The sequence below is a fragment of the Micromonospora sp. NPDC049114 genome (assembly GCF_040648635.1).
Taxonomy (GTDB): domain Bacteria; phylum Actinomycetota; class Actinomycetes; order Mycobacteriales; family Micromonosporaceae; genus Micromonospora.
Window position 1 is genome coordinate 1,077,731 of the sequence record NZ_JBEZEA010000001.1, and the last position, 19,247, is coordinate 1,096,977.

The 19,247-nt window shown below is 71.4% G+C and carries 18 protein-coding genes; 6 read left to right on the forward strand and 12 right to left on the reverse strand.

What is annotated here, in order from left to right; all coding sequences use genetic code 11:
- Nucleotides 1-67: 67 nt before the first annotated feature.
- The gene (locus AB0B39_RS05120) at nt 68-361 is read right to left on the reverse strand and encodes a WXG100 family type VII secretion target (protein WP_234584563.1); all 294 of its coding nucleotides are present in this window, start codon (nt 359-361) and stop codon (nt 68-70) included.
- Between the two features lie 20 nt (nt 362-381).
- The gene (locus AB0B39_RS05125) at nt 382-702 is read right to left on the reverse strand and encodes a WXG100 family type VII secretion target (RefSeq protein WP_234584564.1); all 321 of its coding nucleotides are present in this window, start codon (nt 700-702) and stop codon (nt 382-384) included.
- A 287-nt stretch (nt 703-989) separates the two neighbouring features.
- On the opposite strand from AB0B39_RS05125, the gene eccE reads away from it, so the two are divergent.
- The 4 genes from eccE to rarD all read left to right on the forward strand — a co-directional run bounded on the left by eccE (nt 990) and on the right by rarD (nt 5,011).
- Complete coding sequence (gene eccE / locus AB0B39_RS05130) at nt 990-2,984, forward strand: type VII secretion protein EccE (RefSeq protein ID WP_357573541.1); 1,995 nt, start codon at nt 990-992, stop codon at nt 2,982-2,984.
- Between the two features lie 110 nt (nt 2,985-3,094).
- Nucleotides 3,095-3,481, forward strand: a complete 387-nt coding sequence (locus AB0B39_RS05135) for a phage holin family protein (RefSeq protein WP_234584566.1) — start codon at nt 3,095-3,097, stop codon at nt 3,479-3,481.
- 118 nt (nt 3,482-3,599) lie between these two features.
- Complete coding sequence (locus AB0B39_RS05140; protein ID WP_357491175.1) at nt 3,600-4,097, forward strand: GNAT family N-acetyltransferase; 498 nt, start codon at nt 3,600-3,602, stop codon at nt 4,095-4,097.
- Entirely contained in the window at nt 4,094-5,011 is a 918-nt protein-coding gene (gene rarD, locus AB0B39_RS05145) for an EamA family transporter RarD (RefSeq protein WP_357491177.1), read from the forward strand. Before AB0B39_RS05140 ends, rarD begins: the two co-directional genes overlap by 4 nt.
- Nucleotides 5,012-5,196: 185 nt before the next feature.
- Here rarD and AB0B39_RS05150 read toward each other — a convergent pair whose 3' ends face one another.
- Together AB0B39_RS05150 and AB0B39_RS05155 are read right to left on the reverse strand one after the other, a co-directional pair.
- Nucleotides 5,197-5,916: a zf-HC2 domain-containing protein gene (locus AB0B39_RS05150; protein ID WP_357491179.1), complete on the reverse strand. Its 720-nt coding sequence runs from the start codon at nt 5,914-5,916 to the stop codon at nt 5,197-5,199.
- Nucleotides 5,913-6,428, reverse strand: a complete 516-nt coding sequence (locus AB0B39_RS05155; RefSeq protein WP_266249813.1) for a sigma-70 family RNA polymerase sigma factor — start codon at nt 6,426-6,428, stop codon at nt 5,913-5,915. Before AB0B39_RS05155 ends, AB0B39_RS05150 begins: the two co-directional genes overlap by 4 nt.
- A gap of 215 nt (nt 6,429-6,643) precedes the next feature.
- Here AB0B39_RS05155 and AB0B39_RS05160 point away from each other — a divergent pair, with 215 nt between their 5' ends.
- The gene (locus AB0B39_RS05160) at nt 6,644-8,773 is read left to right on the forward strand and encodes a PhoX family phosphatase (RefSeq protein ID WP_357573542.1); all 2,130 of its coding nucleotides are present in this window, start codon (nt 6,644-6,646) and stop codon (nt 8,771-8,773) included.
- A 111-nt stretch (nt 8,774-8,884) separates the two neighbouring features.
- Here AB0B39_RS05160 and AB0B39_RS05165 read toward each other — a convergent pair whose 3' ends face one another.
- A complete protein-coding gene (locus AB0B39_RS05165; protein ID WP_234584571.1) occupies nt 8,885-9,667 on the reverse strand; it encodes an IclR family transcriptional regulator C-terminal domain-containing protein in 783 nt (260 codons plus the stop codon).
- Nucleotides 9,668-9,821: 154 nt separating this feature from the next.
- On the opposite strand from AB0B39_RS05165, the gene AB0B39_RS05170 reads away from it, so the two are divergent.
- On the forward strand, nt 9,822-11,021 hold the full coding sequence (locus AB0B39_RS05170; protein ID WP_357491184.1) for an MFS transporter: 1,200 nt from the start codon (nt 9,822-9,824) through the stop codon (nt 11,019-11,021).
- Between the two features lie 79 nt (nt 11,022-11,100).
- On the opposite strand, the gene AB0B39_RS05175 is transcribed toward AB0B39_RS05170, so the two are convergent.
- From AB0B39_RS05175 to nuoI, 7 genes are all read right to left on the reverse strand, one after another.
- A complete protein-coding gene (locus tag AB0B39_RS05175; protein ID WP_234584573.1) occupies nt 11,101-12,186 on the reverse strand; it encodes a polyprenyl synthetase family protein in 1,086 nt (361 codons plus the stop codon).
- Nucleotides 12,187-12,276: 90 nt separating this feature from the next.
- Nucleotides 12,277-13,830 (reverse strand): NADH-quinone oxidoreductase subunit NuoN, encoded by a 1,554-nt coding sequence (nuoN, locus tag AB0B39_RS05180; RefSeq protein WP_234584574.1) that lies wholly within the window; start codon nt 13,828-13,830, stop codon nt 12,277-12,279.
- Nucleotides 13,831-13,942: 112 nt separating this feature from the next.
- Nucleotides 13,943-15,478 carry an NADH-quinone oxidoreductase subunit M gene (locus tag AB0B39_RS05185; RefSeq protein ID WP_357573543.1) on the reverse strand — a complete coding sequence of 512 codons (1,536 nt, stop codon included), beginning with the start codon at nt 15,476-15,478 and terminating at the stop codon, nt 13,943-13,945.
- Between the two features lie 64 nt (nt 15,479-15,542).
- Complete coding sequence (nuoL, locus tag AB0B39_RS05190; RefSeq protein ID WP_357491187.1) at nt 15,543-17,468, reverse strand: NADH-quinone oxidoreductase subunit L; 1,926 nt, start codon at nt 17,466-17,468, stop codon at nt 15,543-15,545.
- A gap of 11 nt (nt 17,469-17,479) precedes the next feature.
- The gene (gene nuoK / locus AB0B39_RS05195) at nt 17,480-17,779 is read right to left on the reverse strand and encodes an NADH-quinone oxidoreductase subunit NuoK (protein WP_357491189.1); all 300 of its coding nucleotides are present in this window, start codon (nt 17,777-17,779) and stop codon (nt 17,480-17,482) included.
- Between the two features lie 58 nt (nt 17,780-17,837).
- Nucleotides 17,838-18,608 (reverse strand): NADH-quinone oxidoreductase subunit J, encoded by a 771-nt coding sequence (locus AB0B39_RS05200; RefSeq protein WP_357573544.1) that lies wholly within the window; start codon nt 18,606-18,608, stop codon nt 17,838-17,840.
- The gene (gene nuoI, locus AB0B39_RS05205; protein ID WP_234584599.1) at nt 18,605-19,246 is read right to left on the reverse strand and encodes an NADH-quinone oxidoreductase subunit NuoI; all 642 of its coding nucleotides are present in this window, start codon (nt 19,244-19,246) and stop codon (nt 18,605-18,607) included. Before nuoI ends, AB0B39_RS05200 begins: the two co-directional genes overlap by 4 nt.
- Nucleotide 19,247 lies beyond the last annotated feature (1 nt).

A 19,247-nucleotide genomic window follows, 5' to 3' on the forward strand; every position in this document is an offset into this window, starting at 1 on the left:
GTGGCCCTCGTCGGAGGGCGGCCGGGGCGCCGACGCGGGCACGGTCAGCGCTCCCGGCCCACCGGCGTCACTGGAACAGCCCGGTGTTCTTCTTCTCCGTGTCCAGATAGTCGGCCGCAGAGTCGTCCACCGCCACCTTGATGGCGCGCAGCATCGCCTGCAGGTCCTGCGAGGCGGACCGCCACCGCGCCTGGCGCTGTTCATACGCCTGTCGGGCGTCACCCGCCCAGGCCGACACCAGCGGCGCGGCGTCGCGTTCGAGCTGGCCGAGCTGTGAGTCGAGCGTGTTCAGCGCCCGTTGAATGTCCACGCCGGCCTGTTGCAGCGCGGCGAAGTTGACGACCAGCACACCGTGGTCCATCGGAACTCCCTCCCGGCAGGTCAGAGCGGCAGCTGGATGCCGCCGCGGTTGGTGCCGGCCACCCGGCTGGCCGCCTCGTCGTCCGAGACGTCGTACTGTCGGCCGGCGGTGCGGATGGCCCCGGCGGTCTCCCGCAGGGCCCGGTGCAACGCGGCCTGATCCTGTGACCACTGCCGCTTGACCTGCTCGAACGACCGCCCACCGGCGCCGCGCCAGGCCTGCTGCAACACCTCCAGCTCGGCCAGCAGGCCGGTCAGCATGGACTGCAACGACTGGTCCACCTGCTCGAACTTCGCGGCGGTCTGCCGCATCACCGCCGCTTCTGCCTGGGTCTGGGACACCCGAACATCACCTCGTCTCCTCGGTCGTGCCTGGCCGGCTGTGCGCCCAGGGGGAGCGCACTATCGCGTGGCCCGGTCGACGAGCATGGCTGGACGCGGGTCAGCGATGAACTTCGTGGCTGACGGTAGCGGCCCGGTAGCAGTTCTGCTACCCCACCGGGCTCCCCTGTGGACAACCACGGCAGCCATCGGTCGCTTACTATGTGCCGCAGCCACGTCGCGGCGCGTGACGGGCAGTCCCGGGGCGGTCGGCCGCCCGGCACGTCCAAACTGGTCGAGGAGGCGCGGTGTCGCCGATCACCACCGGAGGCCCGCACCCGGCGAGCCGGCAGGGTTGGGGCCCGGTCCCGGCCGCCGCCGCCCCGACAGCCGGGTTGGGCGCCCCCACCGCCGTCGGAGCGTCTGTCGGCACCGCGCCGGGTGTCGACACCGGAGCGACCGAAGCCGTCACCGCCGCGCCGGCCGCGCTCGGCGTTCCCGGGCCGAGGGCGGCCAGGGACGGCGCACCCGGTCGACGATCCCGCGGTCGCTGGGCCGCGTTCAGCCGACGCGGCGCGGGGATCCGCGCGGGCCAACTGGTCACCGGGCAGGTCGCCGTCGCGGTCGTCCTCGCCGCGCTGGGTCGGGGCACGCCGCTCACCGTCGCCGCACTGCTCGTGGCCGCGCTCCTGGTCGCGGTCGCCGGCGTGCGGGTGCGCGGCAGGTGGCTCTTCGAGTGGCTGGGCACCGCCGCCGCGCATCTGACCCGGCGGCGCGTGCTGGGTCGGCAGGCCGACCCGGCCGGGTTGCTCGCCCTTGTCGCACCCGGTGCCGTGGTCCACTCGACGGAGCTGTCGGGCGGGCCGGCGGCGGTGCTGGAGGACACCGGCGGCATGGTGGCGCTTCTGGAGCTCGGCGACCCCGGCGACCTGCTCGGCGACGCGTCCCGGGAGATCCCCGCGCCGGCCGCGCTCCTGCCGACGCCCGGTCCGGACGTCCCGCCGGTGCGGATCCAACTGCTTCTCAGCGGGACGCCGGCACCCGTCCCGACGGCGGGTGGCACCGTCGGCACCTCGTACCGGCAGCTCACCGACGGCCGGCTCGCCGGGCGGGAGCGGGCGGTGCTGGCGGTTCGGGTGCTGCGGGCGGACGGGTGGACGCAGGAGGCCCTGCGTCGGGCGCTCGCCGGCACGGTACGCCGGATCGTCCGCCGACTCGGGCCGCTGACCGCCCGGCCGCTCGGCGTGCCTGCGGCACTGCGCGTGCTGGGCGAGCTGGCCCACCACGACGGCCAGCCGGTGCGGGAGTCGTGGCCGCTGCTCCGCTCGGGCGCACTCGTCCAGGCCACGTTCCGGCTGGTCGACTGGCCGCAGACCGGCGCACCGGCCGCGCGGCGGCTGGTGCCCCGGCTGCTCGCGCTGCCGGCGACCGCGACGACGGTGTCGCTCTGCGTCGGGCCGGCGGCCGGCGACACCGGCGCCGCGCCGACCGAGATGGCCGTACGCCTGGCCGCCACGTCGACCGCCGAGCTGACCGTGGCCGTCGACGCGCTGAGTCGACTGGTCGACGGCGTCGGCGGGACGCTGCGCAGACTCGACGGCGCGCACCTGAGCGGGCTGGCTGGCACGCTGCCGGTGGCGCTCACCAGCGCCGGGGGGCAATCGGCTGTGGCGCTGGACGACTGGGAGCTGACCCTGGGCGAGGCGGGGATGATGGTCGGCACCAACCGGCACGGCGGCGCGGTGACCGTACGGTTGTTCCGGCCGGAGAGCACCCGGGTGATGCTGGTGGGCGGGGTGCGGGCCGCGCAGCTGGTGGCGCTGCGGGCGATGGCCCTGGGCGCGCTGGTGGTGGTGCAGACGGCGCGACCCCGCGCCTGGGAGCCGTTCGTGCGGGGTGTGGGCGCTCCGGGCGGAACGATCCCGCTGATCCCGCCGGGCCGACCGGTCGCCGACTCGGTGGGTACCGCGCTTCAACCGTTGCTGCTGGTGGTCGACGCCGGGCCGGTGCCGGCCGAGACCGAGCCGGGTCCGGCGTGGCGGGCCACCCTCGTGGTGCGCGACGAGCTGACCCCGGCCGATGTGGACGCGTTGAGCCGCGCGGATCTGGCCGTGTTGCAGCCGCTGCACGGGGCCGAGGCCGCGCTGGCTGGAACGGCGCTGGGGCTGGGCGGCTCGGCCGACTGGCTCACCCGGATCCGGGACGACATGGTGGCGGTGGTGAACCGCCGAGCCCTGCGCTGGGCGCTGCTCTCCCCCACCCCGATCGAGGCCCAGCTGATCGGCCCGCCGGCACGCGGCTGAGCCGGCGGGGACGCCGACCCGAGTGCTGCCGGGCGCTCCCGGGGCCGCGTCGTCGTGGATGGTCAACTGGTGGGTTACGCCGGTGAGTGGTCCGTGGCACGATCCCGGCCATGGGTTTTCTGAAAGGGTTGCTGATTCGGCTGGCCACCACGGCGCTGGCCTTCTGGTTGGCCACACTGCTCATTCCGGGCATCGACCTGGAGTCGACCTCGGCAGTGGAGACGGTCACCACGCTGATCCTGGTGGCGGTGATCTTCGGCGTCGTCAACGCGGTGCTCCAGCCGGTCATCAAGACCGTCGGCTGCGGCTTCTACCTGCTCACCCTGGGTCTCATCGCGCTGGTGGTGAACGGGCTGCTGTTCCTGCTCACGAGCTGGATCGCCGACCAGGCCGGGTTGCCGTTCTCGGTGGACGGCTTCTGGCCGGCCGCCGTGCTCGGCGCCCTGTTCGTGAGCATCGTGACCTGGATCCTGGGCGCCGTTCTCGACCGGGACTGACGGCGACCGACCACCACCGACCCGGACCGCCCGGCCCCCGATGGGCCGGGCGGTCCGGTGACCAGAGTTCGGGAATTGGCGGGCCGGCGAGCCGATCGGGTTGGTTAGCCTCACAGACGTGTTCTCGCTGACCCGCTCCGACGGCCACCTGATCAGCACCGACCCCGCCCGGCTCGACCTGGACCGGATCCACCACTGGCTGTCCACCGACGCCTACTGGGCGCTGGGGCGTGACCGGGAGACGGTGGTGCGGGCGTTCGCCGGGTCACTCCCGTTCGGCGTCTACCGACCCGGGGACGGCCACCAGGTGGCGGTGGCCCGGGTGGTCACCGACGGCGCCACCTTCGCCTGGCTCTGCGACGTGTACGTCGACCGTGCCTCCCGGGGCCGCGGGCTGGGCGGTTGGCTGGCCGGCGCGGTCCGCGACCACCTCGCCGAGCTGGGCGTACGCCGGATTCTGCTGTCGACCAGCGACGCGCACGAGGTGTACGCGCGGGTCGGCTTCACCCCGTTGGACGTTCCGCAGCGGTGGATGCAGCTCGACCGGCGCCCACCGGTGACGCCGATCACCGGAAAGGAACAAAGCGGAGGTTCACCCCTTACGGTGGAGGCGTGACGCCACTCCGCCTGGGATACCTCTACGGCATCGGCGCGTACCTGCTCTGGGGTTTCTTTCCGCTCTACTTCAAGCTGCTGCGACCCACCGGCCCGCTGGAGATCCTGGCCCACCGGATCGTCTGGTCGGTGCTCTTCGTGGCCCTGCTGCTCGGCGCGCTGCGCAACATCGGCTTCCTGCGGGCGCTGCTACGCCGCCGCCGGACGGTCGCCGGGATCGTCGCCGCGTCCGCGCTGATCGCCATCAACTGGGGCATCTACATCTATGGAGTCAGCTCCAACCGGGTGGTGGAGACCGCGCTCGGCTACTTCATCAACCCCCTCGTGGTGGTGCTGCTCGGGGTGACGGTGCTGCGGGAACGACTCCGCCCGGCGCAGTGGGTGGCGCTGGGCATCGGCGCGTCGGCCGTCGCGGTGCTCGCCGTCGACTACGGCCGGCTGCCCTGGCTGGCCCTGAGCCTGGCGTTCAGCTTCGCCGGCTACGGCCTGATCAAGAAGCAGCTCGGGTTGCCCGCCGCCGAGGGGCTCTTCGTCGAGTCGGCGGTGCTGGCGCTGCCCGCGCTGGGCTATCTCGCCTGGCTGAGCCGGCATGGCGGGTTGACCTTCGGGCACGTCTCGGCCGGGCACACCGCGCTGCTGGTGCTGGCCGGCGCGGCCACCGCGATTCCGCTGCTGCTCTTCGCCGGGGCTGCCAACCGGTTGCCACTGACCGGCCTCGGGATGATCCAGTACCTGGCGCCGATCCTCCAGCTCGCCTGCGGCGTGCTGATCTTCCACGAGCCGATGCCGCCGGCCCGCCTCGCCGGCTTCGCACTGGTCTGGCTGGCCCTGGTCGTCTTCACCGCCGACGCCATTCGCCAGGCCCGCCACTCCAGAAGCACCCCACGCCTCCCCAGCCCCGTCCCAACCCCCTAACCCACACCCCGCCCCACCCCACACCCCCACCCCGCCCCGCCCCACCCCGCACCCCGCCCCCGCCCCGCGATCTTGCAGTTTGTGTCGTCGATTTGCGGTTCTTGACCCGTTACGGGACGACAGAAAGTGCAAGATCGCGGCGAAGGGCGGGCGGGGTCGCGGGAGGCGGCGAAGGGCGGGCGGGGTTACGGGACTGCGTAGGTGAGCAGGGGGGTGCCGTCGGAACGTTGGAGTTCCACGCTGACCAGCTCGGCGTCGGTGAAGCGGGTGACGCCGGTGAAGCTGAGGTCGTCGCCGGGGGCGGCCAGCCAGGAGCCGATCTGCTCGCTGCTGCCGTTCGGGCCGTGGGCCACCAGCCGGAACGGGTACGCCTTGCCGTAGCTCGTCCGCGCGTCGTACCCGCAGTGCATGGTCACCTCGGTGCCCCACTTGCTGCCGGCCAGCCCGATCTCGGCGTGCACCGGCCCGGCTGTCGCCACCGGCCGCATGGCGACCATCGACACCTGCGGGCCGGGGTGGGTGCCCTGTGCGCCCGGGGTCACCGGTGGGGCGACCGGTCGGGGCAGCACCGCGGCCGTGCCGACACCCACCACGAGGGCGAGCGCGGCGGCGGCCAGCGTCGTGAGGGCGTACCGCCGACGGGTCGCTGCACGCTCGCGGCGCCGGCGGTTCCGGGCCTCCTCGAGCAGCGCGGGCACCCGGGGCGGGGACGGCGGCGGCAGGAACTGCTCCAGACCCGCAGGGTCGAGACGACCGAGCAGTCCCGGCAGGACGGCGATCTCGGCGACCGCGTCCCGGCAGGAGGCGCAGCCGGCGAGGTGCCGCTCGTAGGCCGCCCGTTCGGCGGGGGCCAGGGCGCCCAGCACGTACGCGCCGTCGTCGTGCGCGAACTCGCACCGAGTCATCCCGTCACCCCCATCTCGGCCAGGACCAACCGTAGTGAGCGCAGGGCGTAGTGGGTGCGCGACTTCACCGTGCCCGGCGGTACGCCCAGCCTCGATGCCGCCTCGGCCACCGACCGTCCCTGGTAGAAGCATTCGACAAGCACTTCACGGTGGGTGGGACTGAGCCGGTTCAAGGCCTCGGCGACGGTCCACGCCTCCACCGCGCGCTCCGCCTCGTCGACCACTTCGGGCGGCTCGGGCAGCTCGTCGGTGAACACCTCGCCGACCCGGGTGGACCGTCGCCGCCAGGCGTCGATGGCCAGGTTACGGGCGGTGGTGAACAGCCAGGCGCGTACGGAGCCGCGTCGCGGGTCGAGGGACTCGGGGTGCCGCCAGGCCCGCAGCAGCGTCTCCTGCACCAGGTCCTCGGCCCGCTGCCGGTCGCCGTTGACCAGCCGCAGGGCGTGTGCGTACAGCGCCTCCGCGTGCTCGTCGTGCAGCGCCCGCAGCAGTTGGGCGTCATGGTCGCTGATGGCGGTCTCCTCACTTCCGGCGCGCGTCCGGCGGTGTGTCCGCTCGGGAATACGTGCGGTCACGCCGAACGGTTCAGACCGAGGTCAGACCGCTGGTGCCCGCGCAGGTGTTCACGCCTGGTTCACACTGCGGCCGACGACCGCTCACCACGTCCTCCTAGCGTCCGGCTGGTACGCCGCCTGTCGTGCCACCGACTTTCCTGGAGGCCACTTCCATGAGCGACCGTCCCCGGCTGCTCCCCCTGTTGACCGGCAACCGTCACGGCACCCGTGATGCCATGACCTGTCTGTACCGCTGCGGCAACGCCTGTGACCACCCCGTCCCGAACACGTCGGACAACGCGTACTTCGGGGACGTGGTGAACGCGGAGGTCTCCCGGCGCGGCGTCGTCCGGGCCGGCGCGGTCGGCGCCCTGGTCCTCGGCTTCGGTGGCGCGGCGGCCGGCGCGCTGGCCGGCGCGGCCCCCGCCGCCGCCGCGGCCCCCGCCACCCCGGACGTGCCGGAAAACTTCGGCTTCGGCCGTCCCACCACGGGTGTCGGCAGCGGCGCGCTGACTTTCAAGCCGATCCCGCCGAACAAATTGGACACCCTTGTCGTGCCGAACGGCTACGACCACGCCGTGGTGATCAAGTGGGGCGACGCGGTGCTGCCGGGGGCGCCGGAGTTCAATCTGCACCACCAGACCGCCGCCGCCCAGTCGAAGCAGTTCGGTTACAACAACGACTTCGTCGGGGTGCTGCCGCTGGACAGGCAGGGCAGGCGGGCGCTGCTCGTGGTCAACCACGAGTACACCAACGAGGACCTGATGTTCCCCGGCTTTCCCGGCCTGGACGGGCTCTCCGTGGAGCAGCTGCGCACGGCGATGGCCGCGCACGGCATGTCCGTGGTGGAGTTGGAGCGGGTCGCCGGCACCGGGCAGTGGAAGCCCGTGGACAACGGTCGCCGGCCGTACAACCGGCGGGTCACCGCCCTGGGCACCACGTTCGACCTGACCGGCCCGGCCGCCGGCTCGGCCTGGCTGAAGACCGCCGCCGACCCCAGGGGTCGTACGGTCGTCGGCACGCTGAACAACTGCTCCGGTGGCGTGACCCCGTGGGGGACGGTGCTCTCCGGCGAGGAGAACTTCAACCAGTACTTCGTCGGCGCGGACGCCGCTCCGGCCGACCTCAAGCCGAAGCTGGACCGCTACGGCATCACCACCGCGTCCCGCTACCCCAGCGGCAGCCGTAAGTGGGAGCGCGCCGACGAGCGTTTCGACCTGGCCAAGCACCCCAACGAGGCGCACCGGTTCGGCTGGATCGTCGAGATCGACCCGTTCGACCCGGAGAGCCGCCCGCGCAAGCACACGGCGATGGGCCGCTTCAAGCACGAGGGCGCGAACGTCATCGTCGCCAAGGACGGGCACGTGGTCGCGTACATGGGCGACGACGAGCGGTTCGACTACCTCTACAAGTTCGTCTCGGACAAGAAGTTCCTCAAGGGCAACTCGTGGGCGGCCCGCAAGCACAACCTCACGCTGCTGGAGTCCGGCACGCTCTACGTCGCGCAGCTCGACCAGACCAGCGCGGGCGAGATCGACGGCTCGGGCAACGTCCCCGCCGACGGCGCGTTCAACGGTCGTGGGCGCTGGATCAAGCTGGTCAGCGGTAACCGCTCGTTCGTCGACGGGATGACCGCCGCGGACGTGCTGACCTTCACCCGGCTCGCCGGCGACAAGGTCGGGGCGACCAAGATGGACCGCCCGGAGGACGTCGAGCCGAGCCTGCTCACCGGCAAGGTCTACGTGGCGCTGACCAACAACACCGACCGCGGCAAGGCCGGCAAGGCGACGGCCGACGAGGCCAACCCGCGCAACGCCAACAAGCACGGGCAGATCCTGGAGCTGGTCGAGGACCGCAACGACAACACCTCGGAGACCTTCGCCTGGTCGCTGCCGATCGTGTGCGGCGACCCGACCGACCCGTCGACCTTCTTCTCCGGGTACGACAAGACCAAGGTCTCCCCGATCTCCTGCCCGGACAACGTCGCCTTCGACGCCACCGGCAACCTGTGGATCTCCACCGACGGCAACGCGCTGGGCAGCAACGACGGCCTCTTCGCCACCGCCGTCGAGGGTCCGGAGAAGGGTCACCTCAAGCAGTTCCTGACCGTGCCACTCGGTGCGGAGACCTGCGGCCCGTTCATCACCGGCGACAACCGCTCGGTGTTCGTCGCGGTGCAGCACCCGGGTGAGATCACCGGCGCGTCGGTGGAGAACCCGGCCTCGAACTGGCCGGACGGCGACTACGCCAAGCCGGGCGTGGTGGTCACCTGGCGTCTCGACGGCGGCCCGGTGGGCAGCTGACGGTGCCCCCGCGGCCGGCGGGCCGCTGACGTTCCCCCAGGCGGTTCGGCGCTGGACCGCCCCGAGAGGCCCTCTCCCAGCCCGGGAGAGGGCCTTTCGGTATCCGGTGGGTCAGTGGTCGGAGGCGATGCCGTCGGCGACCGTGCGGGCGACGGTGAGCAGCTTGGCCCGGACGACGCGCGCGGACGTCATCATCTCGCTCGCCGGCAGGGCGCAGGCCAGTACGACCCGGCGTTCCATGTCCTTGTCCGGCGTGACGAGCACCGCCGCGCAGGCCACGCCCTGGCGGAACTGCCCCAGCTCCAGCTGCATCCCGCGTCGGTCGCCGGCGGCCAGGTCGGCCTCGAACGCCTCGGTGGTGGTCAGCGTGGCGGTGGTGAACGGGCGCATGCCGTACTCGCGCAGGTAGCGGAAACGCTGCTCGGTGGTGAGAGTGGCGAGCAGGGACTTGCCGAGGGCCGTCGCGTGCGCCCCCTCGTCGAAGCCGGGAACCAGGTCTTCCAGGTAGGGCGAGCGGTGCCCCTCGGCCACCGCGGTGATGGCGACCTGACCGCCGACGAAGCGGCCCAGGTAGTGGCTGTAGCCGGTGTCCACGGCGGCCCGGCGCAACGTCTCACCGACCACCGGCGGGCCCCGGAACGCGGTCACCAGCTCGCGGTAGCGGTCGGCCACCTCCAGCCCCACGATGTACGTGCCGTCCTCGCGACGGATCACGTAGCCCTCGTAGGCGAGGGTGCGGACCAGGTGGTAGGTGGTGGCCACGGTCAGCTCGCACCGTCGGGCGATCTGCTTGACGGTCAGGCCCTTCGGGGCGCGACCGACCGACTCGAGCACCCGCAGGGCTCGGGACACGCTGCGGATCAGGTCCGAGGGTTCTGCCAAGGGGTCGCGCACAACCACCTCCGCCGCCGGGGACTTACACCATATGAAAAACAGGCCGGGCGCGAAATGCCTGTTCGGGTCGAGGATGCCAGATCACCATCCACTCCTTGTAGGCCGATGGTCACCAGGAGTGGTCTGAGCCTGACTCGCGTAGGTTTGCCGGACGATGACCGACACCGCCCTCACCCCCGCTGAAGACCGCACCCGCACCCGCCCGATCCGGGCCAGCGCCGGTGCCGTCGCCACCACCGTGGCCTGCGTACTGCCCGTCTTCCTGCTCGGCGGCCTCGCCGTGCAGATGGGAGCCGACCTCGACTTCTCCCCGGCCGGGCTGGGCCTGGCCGTGTCCGTCTACTTCGGCGTGAGCGCGCTGGCCTCGGTGCCGTCGGGCCGGCTCGTCGAGCGGTACGGGCCGGCAGTGGTGGCCCGCAGCGGCATCGTGCTGGCCTCCGGGTCCATGCTGGCCGTGGCGGTGTTCGCCCGCTCGTACGAGGTGCTGCTCGCCCTGCTGGCGCTCAGCGCCGCAGCGAACGCCCTCGGCCAACTCGCCAGCAACGCAGCGCTGGCCCAGCACGTGCCCCCGAACCGGCAGGGGCTGTCGTTCGGTGTGAAGCAGGCGGCCATTCCGGTCTCCACCCTGCTGGCCGGCGCGGCGGTGCCCACCATCGCGCTCACCGCCGGTTGGCGCTGGGCGTTCGTGGCCGCAGCGGTCGCGGCGCTGACGACGCTGCCGGCCGTACCCCGGCAACTGCCCGGCCGGGACCGACGGGCCGACGCGGCACGCGCGGGCCGGGCCACGACGGCCCTGGTGGTGATCGGCGCGGCGGCGACGTTGGCGGCGGGCGCGGCCAACGCGCTGGGCACCTTCCTGGTGGACTCGGCCGCCGCCCGGGGTCTGTCGCCGGGCCTCGCCGGCCTCACCCTGACGCTGGGCAGCGCGGTCTGCGTGGCCGCCCGGGTGGGTGCCGGCGGACTGGCCGACCGCCGGGCCAGCGGGCACGTCGCCCTCATCGCCGCGATGCTGGTGGTCGGGGCGGCCGGGCTCGGTCTGCTCGCGGTGGCCGGTCCGGTGCCGTTGGTGGCCGGCGTGGTGCTCGGCTTCGGCCTCGGCTGGGCGTGGCCCGGCCTGGTGAACTTCGCGGTGGTCCGGCTGCATCCGCAGGCTCCGGCCGCCGCCACCTCGATCACGCAGACCGGGGTGTACGCGGGCGGCTGCCTCGGCCCGCTGAGCCTCGGCCCCCTCGCCGCCCACTTCGGCTATCCGACCATGTGGGTCACGGCGGCGGTGGCGATGCTGCTCGCCGCCGCCCTGATGCTGATGGGCAGCCGCCTACTGACAGCCGCCGCACCCCCAACCCGCGCGTGACCATGAAGTTGTTGCCCGATCACACGACGTGTCGGGGCGGTAACTTCACGATCAACCGGGGGACGGACCGGATGGGAGGTTAGCTGGTGCGGTCGGCGATGTAGTCGCAGAGCGACTCCAGCGCCTGGCGGGACGCGCTCGCCGGGAGCGGCGCCAGGCGCGCGCGGGCGTCCTCGGCGTAGCTGCGGACGGTCTCCCGGGCGCGCTTGAGCGCCGGGCTCTCCCGGAGCAGCCCCAGGGCCTCGGCGTGCAGCGCGTCGTCGGTCAACGGGCCGGTCGCCAGGATCTCCCGCAGCCGCACCGACGCCGCGTCGGAGTCGTCGGCCGCACGGGCGTAGAGCACCGGCAGCGTCGGGACACCCTCGCGCAGGTCCGTGCCGGGCGTCTTGCCCGACTGCACCGACTCGGACGCGATGTCCAGCAGGTCGTCGGTGAGCTGGAACGCGACGCCGATCGTCTCGCCGTAACCGGCGAGCGCCTCGACCTGCTCGGCGGGGGCGCCACCGAACATGCCGCCGAACCGGACCGACGTGGCGATCAGCGAGCCGGTCTTCTCGGCGATCACGCTCAGGTAGTGCGCGACCGGGTCCTCCCCGGCGCGCGGGCCCACCGTCTCCGCGATCTGACCGTGCACCAGCCGGGCGAAGGTGCGCGCCTGCAACCGGACGGCCTCGGGGCCCAGATCGGCCGCGATGTCCGCGGCGCGGGCGAAGAGGTAGTCGCCGACCAGGATGGCGACCGAGTTGGTCCAGCGCGAGTTGGCGCTCGGTGCGCCCCGCCGCACGGCGGCCTCGTCCATCACGTCGTCGTGGTAGAGGGTGGCCAGGTGGGTGAGCTCCATCACCACGGCCGCCGGGACCACCTGCGCGCCCGACGGATCGCCGAACTGTGCGCCGAGCGCCACCAGCAGCGGCCGGAACCGCTTCCCGCCGGCCTCCAGGAGGTGCCGGGCAGCCTCCGTGACGAACGGGTCGGCGCTGGCCACACTGGCGCGCAGCTCGATCTCGACCGCGTCCAGCAGCCCCAGCACGGACGCCTCGACGCGGGGATCGGCAAGATGAAGGCCGAGCGCGCCGAACTGACTCGTGCTCGCCCGACCCCGGCGACCGCCGGAACCGGTGGCACCTGAACGCTCGCCAGCCGGAATCACCACACCATCAACCATGCCACACCCGTTCGACCTGCTCCGGGTCGGGGATACGCAGCGGGGGCCGGCACGCGTCCGCGCGCCGACCCCCGGTGTCCGAGGTACGTCTCACCGCACGAATTCTGCGGCTCCGGTAGCCAGGTCGAGCAACGGACCAGGGGCGACACCCAGCACCAGGGTGGCCAGCACGCCGACCATCAGCGCGGCGGACGTGAGGCCGCCCGGCACGGTGACCGTCGGCGTGGACTCGCCCGGCTCGGACAGCCACATCATCACCACGACCCGCAGGTACGGGAACGCCAGCACCATGCTGGTCAGCACACCCGCGATGACGAGCCAGGCCTGACCGCCGTCCAGCGCCGGCCCGAAGACCGCGAACTTGCTGGTGAAGCCGCTGGTCAGCGGGATACCGGCGAACGCGAGCAGGATGAACGTGAACAGCCCGGCGTAGAACGGCGAGCGCCGTCCCAGCCCGGCCCAGCGGGACAGGTGGGTGGCCTCGCCGTCGGCGTCGCGCACCAGGGTCACCACCGCGAACGCGGCCAGCACCGAGAAGCCGTACGCGACCAGGTAGAACATCGTGCCGGAGAGCCCGTCCCGGCTCGGCGCCAGCACACCGACCAGCAGGTAGCCGGCGTTGGCGATCGAGGAGTACGCGAGCAGCCGCTTGATGTCCGTCTGGGTGACCGCCAGCACCGCGCCGACCAGCATGGTCAGCACCGCCACCGCACCGAGCACCGGCGTGAAGTCCCAGCCCCCGCCCTCGAACGCGACGTGGAAGACGCGCAGCAGCGCGCCGAACGCCGCGACCTTGGTGCAGGCGGCCATGAAACCAGTGATCGGCGTCGGCGCACCCTGGTAGACGTCCGGCGTCCACACGTGGAACGGGGCGGCAGCGGCCTTGAAGAGCAGACCGATGGCGAGCAGCGCCATGCCGGCGAAGAGCAGCACCTGGCTGGCCGGCGACTCGCTGACCGCCGCGTTGACGGTGGCGAAGTCGACACCTGCCGAACGGCCCGGAACACCTGCGGTGAAGCCGTAGATCAGGGCCACCCCGAACAGGAAGAACGCCGAGGCGTACGCGCCGAGCAGGAAGTACTTCATCGCCGCCTCCTGGCTCAGCAGACGCCGGCGGCGGGCCAGCGCGCAGAGCAGGTACAGCGGCAGGGAGAAGACCTCCAGCGCGATGAACATGGTCAGCAGGTCGTTCGCCGCCACGAAGATCAGCATGCCGCCGATCGCGAACGTGATGAGCGGGTATACCTCGGTGAGCCCGTTGCGCCCCTCGGCCTGCTTCCGGTCGTCGGCGGACTCGGCGGTCACCGCGGCCTGGGCGACGAACGCGCCGCCCCGCTCGACGGTACGGTCACCGATCAGCAGCAGCGCCATCGCGGCCAGCACCAGGATGGCGCCCTGGAGGAAGAGCGTCGGCCCGTCCACCGCGATGGCCTGACCGGCCGTGACGAGCCGGTCGTCGGCGTTGAGGACCACCATGGTCAGCGCGGCGAGGACGGCCAGCAGCGCCAGCGTCAGCTGCACCACGTGCCGCGAGCGCCGCGGCACGAACGCCTCGACAAGCACACCGAGCAACGCGGTGCCCAGCATGATCATGATCGGGGCGAGTGCCGCGTAGTCGAGCGACGGCAATTTCAACTCGGTCACTGGGCCAGCCTTCCGTTCGCGACTGCGCAAGCCTCTGCCCGCGACTGCGGGGCTCGCTTCGCTCTCTCCTCGCGCGGGCGCCGGGGGCTCCGCTTCGCTGCACTCCTCGCGCTCACCGGCGCGCCTCCTGGACGGTGCCGCCCAGGGACGGGGCCGGGTCGGTTCTGCCGATGTCGTCCATGGTCGCCTGGACGGCCGGGTTGATCACATCGGTGACCGGCTTGGGATAGAAGCCGAGCAGCACGATCAGCGCGATCAGCGGGGCGACCACCACCTTCTCGCGCAGGTTGAGGTCCCGGCGCATCCCGTCGACCTCGGTCAGCGCCGGATTGAGCGTGCCCTGCGTGGTGCGCTGCACCATCCACAGCACGTACGCCGCCGCCAGGATGATGCCGACAGTGGCGATGACAGCCACCGGCTTGTTCACCGTGAAGGTGCCGATCAGCACCAGGAACTCGGAGATGAACGGCGCGGTGCCGGGCAGCGCGAGCGAGGCGAGACCGGCGAAGAACAGCACGCCGGCGAGCACCGGGACCAGCTTGCCGGCGCCACCGAAGTCACTGATCAACGACGAGCCGCGCCGGGAGATCAGCATGCCGACCACCAGGAACAGCAGGCCGGTGGCCAGACCGTGGTTGAGCATGTAGAGCACCGCGCCCGTGCCGGCCTGCGTGGTGAAGGCGAAGATGCCCACCCCGATGAACCCGAAGTGCGCGATCGACGTGTACGACACGAGCCGCTTGAGGTCGTTCTGGCCGACCGCCAGCAGCGCCGCGTAGATGATGCCGATCACGCCCAGCGCCAGCGCCCACGGCGCGAACCACTTCGACGCCTCTGGGAACAGCGGCAGGCAGTAGCGCAGGATCCCGAACGTGCCGACCTTGTCCAGCACGCCGACCAGCAGCGCGGCGGCGCCCGCCGGGGCGGCACCACCGGCGTCCGGCAGCCAGGTGTGGAACGGGAAGAACGGGGCCTTGATGGCGAACGCGAGGAAGAAGCCGAGGAACAGCCACCGCTCGGTGCCGGTGCTGATGTCCACCTGCGAGAGCGCCTGCCAGTCGAAGGTCTTCCCGCCGACCACCCAGAGGCCGATCACCGCGGCCAGCATGAACAGGCCGCCGACCAGCGAGTAGAGGAAGAACTTCACCGCCGCGTACTGCCGCTGGTGACCTCCGTAGCTGCCGATCAGGAAGTACATCGGCACCAGCATGACCTCGAAGAACACGTAGAACAGGAAGACGTCGGCGGCGGCGAAGACGCCGATCATCGTGCTCTCGAGGATCAGCAGCAGCGCGAAGTAGACCGGAATGGACCGCTTGGAGGACTCCGCGTCGTGCCAGGAGGCCAGGATCACCAGCGGCACCAGCACCGCGATCAGCATGAGCATCACCAGCGCGATGCCGTCGGCGGCGAAGGTGAAGCTGACGCCCCAGTTCGGGATCCAGGTGTACGACTCCCGGAACTGGAACCGGTCACCGCCCGCGTTGAAGCTGACCCACATCACCACCGAGAGCACCAGCACCAGCAGCGACCAGACGAACGCCACCTGCTTGGCCAGCTCCGGCCGGTGGCGCGGCAGGAAGGCCACCACCAGGGCGCCCACCAGCGGCGCCACGGTGAGCACCGAGAGGAACGGGAAGTTGGACATTATGCGGCCTTACCTCCGTCGTGGATGCGTGGTCCGCCGGCGGGGGCGGGCGTATTCAGGTCGATCACGCCAACCACCCCGCCTGCACCGCCAGGAACGCCGCCATCACCAGCAGCGCACCGGCCAGGATCGAGGTGGCGTACGAGCGGACGAAACCGGTCTGCAGCCGCCGGAGCCGGCCCGAACCGCCGCCGACGCCAGCGGCGAGACCGTTGACCAGCCCGTCGATGCCCCGGTTGTCGAGGAAGACCAGCGCCCGGGTGAGGAAGATGCCCGGCTTCTCGAAGACCGCCTCGTTGACCGCGTCGGTGTAGAGGTTGCGGCGGGCGGCGGTGACCAGCACCCCGGCCGGCTGCGGCGCGGTGGCCGTACCGGCCCGGAACAGGAACCAGGCGAGGCCGGCGCCGAGCACGGTCACCAGCAGCGACAGCGTGGTGATCACGAGGTGCGAGAGGACCGGCTCGTGCTCGGCGTGCTCACCGCCCAGGCCGGCGGTGGAGGTCAGCCAGTCCGGAACGGACGTGGAGAGCAGGAAGCCGGCGCCGACCGAACCGACCGCCAGCAGGATCAGCGGGATGGTCATCAGCTTCGGCGACTCGTGCGGGTGCTCGATGTCCTCGGTCCACCGCTTCGGGCCGTGGAAGGTGAGCACGAACAGCCGCGTCATGTAGAACGCGGTCAGCCCGGCGCCGAGCAGCGCAGCACCACCGAAGAGCCAGGCGGTCCAGTCGTCCCGCTCGAAGGCGGCCACGATGATCGGCTCCTTCGAGAAGAAGCCCGAGAACGGGAACATGCCGATGATGGCCAGCCAGCCCATCATGAACGTCAGCCAGGTGACCTTCATGTACGTCGACAGCCCACCGAAGCGGCGGATGTCCACCTGGTCCTTCATCCCGTGCATGACCGAGCCGGCGCCCAGGAACATGTTGGCCTTGAAGAAGCCGTGCGCCAGCAGGTGCACGATGGCCAGCGCGTACGCGCCACCGCCCAGGCCGACGCCGAGGAACATGTAGCCGATCTGGCTGACCGTCGACCAGGCCAGCACCCGCTTGATGTCGTCCTTCGCCGCGCCGATGATGCAGCCCATCAGCAGGGTGAGCGCACCGACGCTGACCACCACGAGCTGGAGCGTCGAGTTGGCGGAGAAGATCGGGTTCGACCGGGCGATCAGGTAGACGCCGGCGGTGACCATCGTGGCGGCGTGGATGAGCGCCGACACCGGGGTGGGGCCCTCCATCGCGTCCGGCAGCCACGCCTGGAGCGGGAACTGGCCGGACTTACCGGCCGCACCGAGCAGCAGCAGCAGGCCGAGCACCAGGACCGTGGTGCCGGTCAGCGCGCCGACACCGTTGAACACCTCGTCGTACTGGGTGGTGCCCAGGGTCGCGAACATGATGAAGATGCCGATGGCGAGGCCGGTGTCGCCGACCCGGTTCATCAGGAACGCCTTCTTGCCGGCCGTGGCGGCGCTCGGCCGCCCGTACCAGAAGGAGATCAGCAGGTACGACGCCAGACCGACGCCCTCCCAGCCGAAGTACAGCATCACGTAGTTGTTGCCGAGCACCAGCAGCAGCATGGCCGCGACGAACAGGTTGAAGTACGCGAAGAACCGGCGGCGACCCGCGTCGTGCGCCATGTACTCGACGGCGTACAGGTGGATCAGGAATCCGACGCCCGTGATCAGGAGGACGAAGACCGCGGCCAGCGGGTCGAACAGCAGACCGAAGTCGACCCGCAGGTCACCGACCGCGATGAAGTCCCAGAGGCTCAGCTCGGCCGACTTGTTCTCCAGGCCGCGCAGCTGGAAGAAGGACGCCAGCCCGAGCACGAACGCGGCGCCGATGGCCGCGACGCCCAACCAGTGCCCCCAGCGGTCGGCCCGCCGGCCGAGCAGCAGCAGGATGGCCGCGCTGACCAGCGGGATCGCCACCAGCAGCCAGACGCTGCCGAGCAAGCCCGTGGCCTCTGCGTACTGCACAGTCTCTTCCACTCGCTTGCCCCTTAGTACTTGAGCAGGTTGGCGTCGTCGACACTCGCCGAGCGCCGGGTCCGGAAGATGGACATGATGATCGCGAGGCCGACGACGACCTCGGCCGCGGCCACCACCATCACGAAGAACGCCATGATCTGGCCGTTGAGGTCACCGTTGATACGGCTGAAGGTGACCAGCGTCAGGTTGGCCGCGTTGAGCATCAGCTCGACACACATGAACAGCACGATCGCGTTGCGCCGGACGAGCACCCCGGACGCGCCGATGGTGAACAGCACCGCCGCCAGCACGAGGTAATGATTGGGTGTCATCGCTGGGCCAGCCTTTCGTTCGCGACTGCGGGGCTCCGCTTCGCTGCACTCCTCGCGCTCACCTGTCGGTCCCCTTCAGCGTGGTCTCCTGCGCGGTCAGCTCGCGGACCGGCAGGATGTCCGGCGTGCTCCGCTCGGTGAGCCGGCCGTCCGGCAACCGTGCCGGGGTGGCCACCGAGGAGGAGGTGGCGAAGACGCCGGGGCCCGGCTTGGGTCCGGGGTAGTTGCCCGGCGCGAAGCGCGCCCGCATGGTCGACACCTGGTCGACCTTGTCCTGCTTACGCCGCTCGATGTGCGCGAGCACCATGGCGCCGACCGCCGCGGTGATCAGCAGCGCCGAGGTCAGCTCGAACGCGAAGACGTACTTGGTGAACAGCAGCCGGGCGATGCCCTGCACGTTGCCTTCGGCGTTGGCCTCGTCCAGGCCGACCGCAGTGGTCTTGTCCATGGCGTTGTAGACGGCGGTGCCGACCAGGCCGGCGAAGCCGAGCCCCAGCAGGATCGCGGCGACCCGCTGGCCGCGCAGCGTCTCGATCAGGGAGTCGGAGGCGTCCCGGCCGACCAGCATCAGCACGAACAGGAAGAGCATCATGATCGCGCCGGTGTAGACGATGATCTGCACCATGCCGATGAACGGCCCGGCCTGGAGCACGTAGAACACGCCCAGGCAGAGCATCGTGAGCACCAGCCAGAGCGCCGAGTGCACCGCGTTGCGGGCCGCCACCATCCCGATCGCGCCGATGAGCGCGAGCGGCGCGAGGATCCAGAAGGTGACCTCCTCGCCGCCGGACACACCGCCCGCCGCGGCCAGCACCGTAGACGTGGTCATGCTCCCTCTCCCTTGCCGGCCGCCGCGCGCTGGGCGGCCTGCTCGGCACCCGGGAACGTCACGCCGGGGTGCTCCTCGACCTGGTAGCGGCCGGGACCCATGGGGGACGTCTCGGCACCGGCGGAGGTGCCCGGGTTGTCCAGCGCGCCGACGTAGTAGTCCTTCTCGCTGTCGCCCAGTCGCATCGGGTGCGGCGGCTGCTCCATGCCCTCGAGCAGCGGAGCGAGCAGCTGCTCCTTCGTGAAGATCAGGTCCTGCCGGTTGTCCCGGGCCAGCTCGTACTCGTTGCTCATCGTGAGCGAACGGGTCGGGCAGGCCTCGATGCAGAGCCCGCAGAAGATGCACCGCGCGTAGTTGATCTGGTAGGTGCTGGCGAACCGCTCACCGGGCGAGAAACGCTGCTCGTCGGTGTTGTCGCCGCCCTCGACGTAGATCGCGTCCGCCGGGCAGGCCCAGGCGCACAGCTCGCAGCCGATGCACTTCTCCAGGCCGTCCGGGTGCCGGTTGAGGATGTGCCGCCCGTGGTAGCGCGGCGCCGACACCGGCGGCTTGAACGGATAGTCGGTGGTGACGACCTTCCTGAACATGTGCGAGAAGGTGACACCGAATCCCTTGAACGTTCCGGTGATCGCGCCCACG